General features: G+C 36.1%; 4 protein-coding genes and 1 riboswitch. All 4 genes read left to right on the top strand.

The annotated features are described in order from the left end of the window. A partial coding sequence (locus ACTJIV_RS18845; RefSeq protein WP_440629127.1) for an RHS repeat domain-containing protein occupies positions 1-2,136 on the top strand: 2,136 nt, incomplete at its 5' end. After that, positions 2,120-2,668, top strand: a complete 549-nt coding sequence (locus tag ACTJIV_RS18840; protein ID WP_440629126.1) for a hypothetical protein — start codon at positions 2,120-2,122, stop codon at positions 2,666-2,668. The genes ACTJIV_RS18845 and ACTJIV_RS18840, both read left to right, overlap by 17 nt. A 328-nt stretch (positions 2,669-2,996) precedes the next feature. After that, positions 2,997-5,834, top strand: a complete 2,838-nt coding sequence (locus tag ACTJIV_RS18835) for an alpha-amylase family glycosyl hydrolase (RefSeq protein WP_440629125.1) — start codon at positions 2,997-2,999, stop codon at positions 5,832-5,834. A 102-nt stretch (positions 5,835-5,936) separates the two neighbouring features. Next, positions 5,937-6,045: riboswitch (SAM riboswitch) on the top strand. 97 nt (positions 6,046-6,142) lie between these two features. Next, positions 6,143-8,563, top strand: a complete 2,421-nt coding sequence (locus ACTJIV_RS18830) for a TonB-dependent receptor plug domain-containing protein (protein WP_440629124.1) — start codon at positions 6,143-6,145, stop codon at positions 8,561-8,563.

Here is an 8,563-nt window from a genome sequence, read left to right as displayed (position 1 = left end):
AATATAGAAGATGACAAATGGACAAAGAACTTTATCTGGTATGATACCAAAGGAAGAAATATAGGCTCAAGAAGTAATAACCATTTGGGAGGATATACTGTTGTTAATCATAAGCTTGATTTTGCAGGAATCGTCCTTCAGACCAATACCTATCACAGAAGATTGATCACGGATCCTGAAAAGGGCTTCGTAGAAAAATTCACCTATGATTCCCAGAACAGGCTTCTGACCCATACCCATCAGGTAGGCAGCAACCCTGTTGAATATCTGGCTCAGAATAAGTATAATGAGCTTTCCCAGCTGGAGTCCAAAAAAGTAGGGGGAATATCATTAGCATCTCCTTTACAGACCATAGATTACAAATACAATATCCGTGGCTGGATGACCAAGATTAATGATCCGGATAATCTGAACGGGAAATTATTCGGATACTCAATGAGATACCAGGATCCTGCTATTCCTGGCACATCAGTTCCCCAATATGGAGGGAATATTGCGGAAGTACATTGGAAAGCGGCAAATGATGATGTTTACAAAGCATATCATTATGTCTATGATAAACTCAACAGATTAACGGATGCCATTTATAGAGAAGCATACACTACTGCTCCCAATAACTATTTTTTTAATGAAAGTATAGCCTATGATATAAACGGTAATATAACCCAACTTAATAGATATCAAAAACCTGATGCTGGAACAACAGCTCTGTTAATAGACAGGCTAAACTATACATATATTGGAAACCGGTTAATGAAAGTATTTGATGCAAGTGGTAATTATGAGGGCTTTAAAGATGATGTTACTTCTGGAGGATATGATTCAACAGATGATTATGCATATGATCTTAATGGTAATATGATAAAAGATGATAATAAACAAATAATATCCATAAAGTATAACTATTTAAATCTTCCTATAGAGATAATATTATCAAATAATAATAAAATAAACTATATTTATAGAGCGGATGGAATTAAATTGAAAAAAATAAGAACAATGTATAATGCTGGAGCAGGAAGTACAATAAATGAAACGACTGATTATTTGGATGGCTACCAATATCAGCAAAGCAGCAGTGCTGGTTCAAATCCTTTACCTAAGCTTTTATTTTTTCCTACTGATGAGGGATATTATAATACTAATGTGAATACCAACCCCTATGCGCCAGCTACTCCAGCTTATATCTATCAATATAAAGATCATATTGGAAATGTGAGAATTAACTATTACAAGGATCAAAATACCAATTCTCTCATAATAGATAACGAAAGTAATTATTATCCTTTTGGTTTAGAACATAAAAAATATAATACACAGGTGGGGAATAGTAATTATCAATATAAGTACAATGGCAAAGAGTTGCAAGAGACGGGGATGTATGATTATGGGGCAAGGATGTATATGCCGGATTTGGGAAGATGGGGAGTGGTGGATCCATTAGCTGAGAAATCAAGAAGATGGTCGCCCTATACCTATGCTTATAACAATCCTATCAGATTTATAGATCCAGATGGTAGGTCCAATAAGGATATTATTATCCTAACTGCAAATGGTTCTTTTAAAGCTTCTAAAGAAATACTCTATAAGACAGCAGAAGGTAAAAGAATTTGGGATAAATATGGGACTAGTAAAACAGAAGATATTTATATAAATTCTAAAAACTTTGGGACTAGTTCTTCCACTGTAGCAGAAGCAATTCATGATGTTAAATCTATGGGACTTGCAAAGGATGGTAAAGTATCAATTCCTTCAGGGTATGTTAACTCTTCTGAATTTAATAATCTAGACATATCTAAATCAGGAGATAAAAAAGTTCATTTGGTTTCTTTAAATGAAAACTATTTTAAAGGAAATAATAGTGATTCAAGATATAGCACAACGCGAACAGATGATGCGGGTAATTCAAAAACAGTTGGATATAGCAATTATGATTTAGCAGAAGCAATTTATCATGAAATCAAATCGCATATAGAAGATTCAACAGGAGGTGCTGACGGAGATCATATTAAATATGGAGCTGACGGTTTTAAACTTATAGCCCCACGTACACCAGGATCTCCTGCTGAAATGATTATGAATCAATTAATACAAGTTAGAGATGCAAAAAAAAACAAAAATGATAAGAAAAATTAAAATAGTATTTTTATTTATCCTGTTATTATCTTTTACTAATAATATAGTAAAAGGGCAAATTTTAGAGTTTTACAACCCTATTCTTGTAACTTATAAATCAGGGATATTAAATAATGAAAAGATTAACTTAGGAATATTTGATTATTTTAAGCAAGATACTTCTAAGATGAAATATGAATATTTAAAATATGATTCTGACAAAGAAAGTTTATACAAGTATGACAATGCAAGCAAAATTTTTCAAAGAATAATATGCTTGAAGGCTGAGAGTTTTAAATCGCAGGAAAAAATAAAATTAGGAATATTCGATGAGTTTAATTTAGTAAAAAAAGATTCTAAAAGCTTTATAGCTTCTTCACCGTATGGAAAATATCCTTCTCATCATAAAATAATTAATTCTATTGAGATACTTCAAAAAACAAAAAAAACATTAATATTAAAGATTAATTATCAAGATGAGTTTGAATGGAAATATTTTGGAATACTAGTTCTAATAGATTATAAGTATGAGAATGTAGAAGATGATGAATAAAATATAGAATTTAATTAATAAAGCCACTAGCTAGTGGCTTTATTAATTAATTATAAATACAATGGCAAGTAACTTCATGGGATTAGGATGTATATGCCGGATATTGGAAGATGGGGTGTATAACAATGGAGAATAATTACAATGGATTTTAGGAAAATAATTCAAGCAATATATTTAAAAAGGGGGTCATATTTATTATAAGCTATGTTTTTCAACTTTTAAAGTTATTGATGATATTTAAATTGGAAATTATATTTTCATACAAAAAACAAATAATTTCAAAAAATAAATTACTTTAGTAGTTGGCTAATTTGAAAAAAACAATTTTATGAAAAAATTTTATTCTACAATACTGCTGTTTCTTACTATTCTGGCATTTGGACAAATAACTTATACGGTTACACCCGCTGCTTTTGATGAGACGGATCAGATTATTTTAAGCATACCGGGAAATCAAATCGATGAAACTGCTTGGGGTGTTTCAAATAATGCTGTTTATCTCTGGTCCTGGTCCCTGGATACTAATTATCAGAACAGTCAGGATTGCCCTTCAAATGGAGGCTGGAATAATTCTAATGATTTAAACAAATTAAATTATAATTCAACTACTGACACTTATTCCTTAACGTTTACTCCATCAGTTTTTTTTAACAGGACAGGGATCGGAAGGTTTGGGTTTTTATTAAAAGATAAAACGGGTTCTCATCAGACCCCACCAAATATTTTTGTGAATGTTGGTCTGTTGAATCTAAACTTAACCAATCCGCTTCCTAACAGTTTAACCTCAATTTCGTCTGGGAGTTCAATTACAATTACTGCAACAACCAATACTAATGCTAACTTCCAGTTAAAAGCAAACGGAGCAATTGTAAATTCGACTTCAGTCCCATCTACTTCATATTCTTATAACTATACTGTAACAGCAGATACAAATATGGAACTGACCGCAACGGATACTAACTCATACTCTAAAAAAGAGACATTCATCTTACAACTCCCAAGAAATGTCGTTTCTGAGGCAATTCCAGGCTGGATAAAGCAGGGAATTAATTATAGCCCTACAGATAATACAAAAGTAGGTCTTGCTCTTTATGCACCTTATAAAAACTTTGTTCATGTCATCGGAAGCTTTAATAACTGGACTGTGAATGACACTTATTTAATGAAGCGGGATACTGCAAATCCTGATCTTTACTGGATTGAACTGACCGGATTGACTCCACAACAGTTATATACTTTCCAGTACAGAACGAATGATCTGAGAAAAATAGCGGATCCTTATTCACCGCAGATCTTGTCTTCTTATGATGATCAGTGGATTTCGGCATCTACTTATCCAAATCTGCCTGCATTTCCGGTAGGTCAGGATTTTGAAGTTTCAATGTTCAAAACAGGCCAGGCACCTTACAATTGGCAGGTTATGAACTTTCAGAGGCCCAGTAAAGAAAATCTGGTTGTGTATGAACTGTTGCTAAGAGATTTTACTCAGGAAAAAAATTGGCAGTCACTAATCAACAAGATAACATATTTAAAGAACCTAAATATCAATGCTATTGAGCTTCTCCCTATTATGGAGTTTGATGGTAATCTTTCATGGGGATATAATCCGTCTTTTCATTATGCTTTAGATAAGGCCTATGGCACTCCGGAAAAATTCAAAGAATTTGTAGACATTTGCCATCAAAATGGGATTGCAATAATTCTGGATGTTGCTTTTAACCATGCAACGGGGCGGTCCTCATTGGTAAGACTCTGGAATATTGATCCGGATGGTGATGGCTATGGTGATGTTGCAGCCAATAATCCTTACTTCAATCAGGTGCCAAAGCATTCTTATAATGTTTTCCATGATTTCAATCATTCAAGTGCAGCAACTAAATATTATGTCGAAAGGACTTTACAGCAATGGCTGACTGAATATAAAATTGATGGATTCCGTTGGGACCTGACAAAAGGGTTTACCCAAAACTGTTCTGCAAATGATGAAGCCTGTACTAATGCATATCAGCAAGACAGGGTAGATGTTCTTAAATACTATGCTGATAAACAATGGGGTATTGATCCGAATTCCTATATGATCTTCGAACATTTGGGAACCGATGCAGAAGAGCAACAGTGGGCCAACTATAGAATTGCCGAAGGAAAAGGGGTAATGCTTTGGAATAAGCAGACTGAGCCTTACAACCAAAACACAATGGGCTATAAGGAAAACAGTAACTATGACAGAATGAACCACAGTCTTCATGGGTTTACCAATATGCATGCTGTAGGATATGGGGAAAGTCATGATGAAGAAAGATTAATGTTTAAAAACCTTGCGTATGGTGCGGTTAATGGAAGTTACAACGTTACCAATCTGAACACTGCTCTTGAAAGAATGAAAACTTTCGGAGCAACATTCTTTACCATTCCAGGCCCGAAAATGATCTGGCAGTTTGGTGAATTGGGCTATGAATTCAGCATCAACCGATGTGCAGACGGTACAATCAGCAGCGGATGCCGTACAGATGAAAAACCTGTTGCCTTTAATTTAGGATATGATACCAACGCCAACAGAAAAGCAGTGTATGATACCTGGGCTAAAATTATCAATATCAGAAATACCTATCCGGTTTTCAAATCCAAAACATATACTGTAGAGTCTAACAATCTTACCAACGATCCTGAAGGCCTGATCACCAGAATTTATGTATATGACAATTCAATAGCGGGAATGAAGAATGTGGTAGTTTTGGCGAATTATACCACTGCAGCTCAAAATGTTGTTCCTTACTTCCCTTATACAGGACAATGGCAGAACCTGATGGATAACTCTGTTTCTAATATTGCTTCTACAACAGCTCCTATTACCTTACAACCGGGAGAGTTCAGAATTTTTGGAAATTACGCAGGGGCACTGTCAGCATCTGATGTAAATGCTGCGAATAAACTCTCGCTTCAGATTGCAGATAATCCTGTGAAAAACGGTGTAGCAAAATTAATATATCACAAAGCCAAAAACGGAGAGATTGTTATTTTTGATATGAGCGGTAAAAAAATAGATTCAATTAAATTGAATACCGAAAACGGAACTTATGAATTGAAAGCGAATTACCCGCCGGGAACCTATTTGGTTCACCTGCAGTCTGAAACAGGCACTGCCATTCAGAAGATGATTATTAAATAACAAAAGAGGGACGATAAACATCGTCCCTCTTTTTTATAAAACACTACAGAATATATAAATCTAATTTTTGCCAATTAAAAATATTAGTCTACTTTTGCAGTAGATTTATCAAGAAAGGTGGAGGGATTTGGCCCTATGAAACCTTAGCAACCTGCACGACTCTAAAAAGTGTAAAGGTGCTAATTCCAACCCAGTTTGGGGAAGATGAGAAAAGTCAATATTCTGACAACAATTCCATTTCTTGAAGTCTTTTATAGCTGCGGATGAGGTCCGTGGGGAATATTTATGATTAATTTATAAGGACAAAGATGAAAAAGTTAAGCCTGTCTGTTATACTCCTGGGAGCTGTTTTGGTGAACGCACAGGAACAGGAAAAAGGAAATCAGATCGAAGATATAATTATCGTAGGAAACCGCAATACGAAAAGGACAAAACTGGAAACACCGGTTCCCGTAGATGTTATCAATATAGAAAAGCTGCAGAAATCTGCACCACAGACTACGGTTCAGGATCTGCTGAATTATGTGATTCCATCATTTAATTCTGTAAGGCAGTCAGCTTCTGACGGGACAGAACATATTGATCCCGTAACCTTGAGAGGAATGGGGCCGGATCAGGTTTTGGTACTCATCAATGGGAAAAGAAGACACACCACTTCACTGGTCAATTATCAGAATACCGTTGGAAATGGCTCTGTAGGAACAGATCTCAGTACAATTCCGATAATCGCTATTGACAGGATAGAAGTGTTAAGAGACGGTGCAGCAGCACAATACGGTTCTGATGCCATTGCAGGAGTAGTCAATATTATTCTTAAGAAAGATATAGGAGCATCAGCTTCAGCATCCTATGGAATTAGCGGAAGAAATGATGGTGAAACCTATCAGGCCGGAATCAATTACGGATCTTCTCTTGGGAAAAAGGAAAGTTATATAAACCTTTCATTGCAATTGAGCCACAGAGGAAAGACCACAAGAACCCAAAATCATGATCTGGACATTTTCGGAGATAATTTTGCCTATGAATTTGCTAATGATCCTATCGCGGCCAGAGCTGCTGATGATCAGATTATTAGAGAACGAGGCCTCACCAGGGATGACTTTAATTTTCAGATCGGGGATGCACAAATCAGGCAGGCCCAGTTGTTTTTTAATTCTGAATACCCTTTAAGTGAAAGCTTTAAGCTGTATTCCTTTGGGGGTTTCAGCATTAAAGAAGGAAAAGGCTTCGGTTTCAGAAGGCTTCCCGGAGAAAAAGATAATGTAGTTTCTTCTATCTATCCAAACGGATTTCAGGCTTCTTTGAACTCGCAGGTTTACGACTTTTCTTATGCTGTAGGAGCAAAATATAATGTTAACAACTGGTTGCTTGATGTAAGTAATACTTTCGGAAGCAATACTTTCAATTATAATGTAGACAATACCAATAATGCATCTTTAGGGGCGAAATCTCCAACGAGCTTTTATGCAGGAGCGCACAGCTTTCTTCAGAATACGGTGAATCTTGATGTTTCTAAAAATCTGAATCAGTTTAATATAGCATTTGGGGGAGAATTCCGTTTTGAGCAGTACGAGATCAAACCGGGAGATGAAGCTTCCTACACCCGGTATGATACCAATGGAAATCCTGCGGTTCCCGGATCTATCGTGGAGGGGAATGGCGGCTCACAATCATTTATCGGTTTTTCTCCGGACAATGCTTTAAAGAAATCCAGGAATTCAACAGCCGTATATGCTGATGTTTCTTATGATATCGCTAAAAAATTGAACATAGATCTGGCAGGAAGATTTGAAAATTATTCGGATTTTGGAAATACGCTGAATGGAAAACTGGCCGTGAGGTATGAATTTGTAAAAGATTATGCAATACGGGCATCAGTAGGAACTGGCTTCAGGGCTCCATCGCTTCAGCAGCAGTATTTTAATAATTCCTATGCCGACATCTCCACTTCAGGATCGGGAATTGTCACCAAAGGGATTTTCAGGAATGACAGTGATGCAGCCAGAGCGCTTGGATTTGATCAATTAAAACAGGAAACATCAGTCAATGCCAGTGCAGGCCTTACCCTGAAACCTGCCAACAGGCTGTTTGTAACAGTAGATGGATATTGGATCAGAGTAAAAGACCGAATAGTGATCACCAGTAATATCGAAGATCCGAGACTGGCCCAGTACGACGTAGAAAGCGGAAGATTCTTTGCTAATGCAGTAGACACAGAAACAAAGGGAGTAGATGTTGTTATCACTTATGATTGGAAACTGGGCGGAGGAAATTTAAATATCAATCTGGCAGGAAATTATACAGAAACCAAGATCACAGATTTCCATTTTCCTGAAAACCTTGTGCCTTCACAGGATGAATATTTCGGTCCTGACCAGATCAATATCATCGAAACACTTTCTCCTAAGACAAAAGCTTCCTTAGGATTGAATTATGCAATTGGAAAATTCAATTTTATGGTAAGAAATACGTATTTTGGCCAGGTCATAAGAGATGGCTACCCATTTGGAAAAGTTCAGAAGTTCTCTCCTAAAGTGGTTACAGATGTGAGTGTAGGCTATGATATAACGAAAAATATTAATCTTACCATAGGAGCCAATAATGCCTTTGATGTGTTTCCGGACCTTCAGATCTATGAAAATTCATACTATGGCGTGTTTAAATATGCGCCGGTCCAGATGGGAACGCTGGGGAGTTATTTCTTCGGAAGACTTAATTTTAATTTTTAA

It is taken from the genome of Chryseobacterium sp. 22532 (genome assembly GCF_052044665.1).
Lineage (GTDB): Bacteria > Bacteroidota > Bacteroidia > Flavobacteriales > Weeksellaceae > Chryseobacterium > Chryseobacterium lathyri.
Note: the sequence above shows the minus strand (reverse complement) of the source record. Positions and strands in the feature narration are given on the sequence as shown.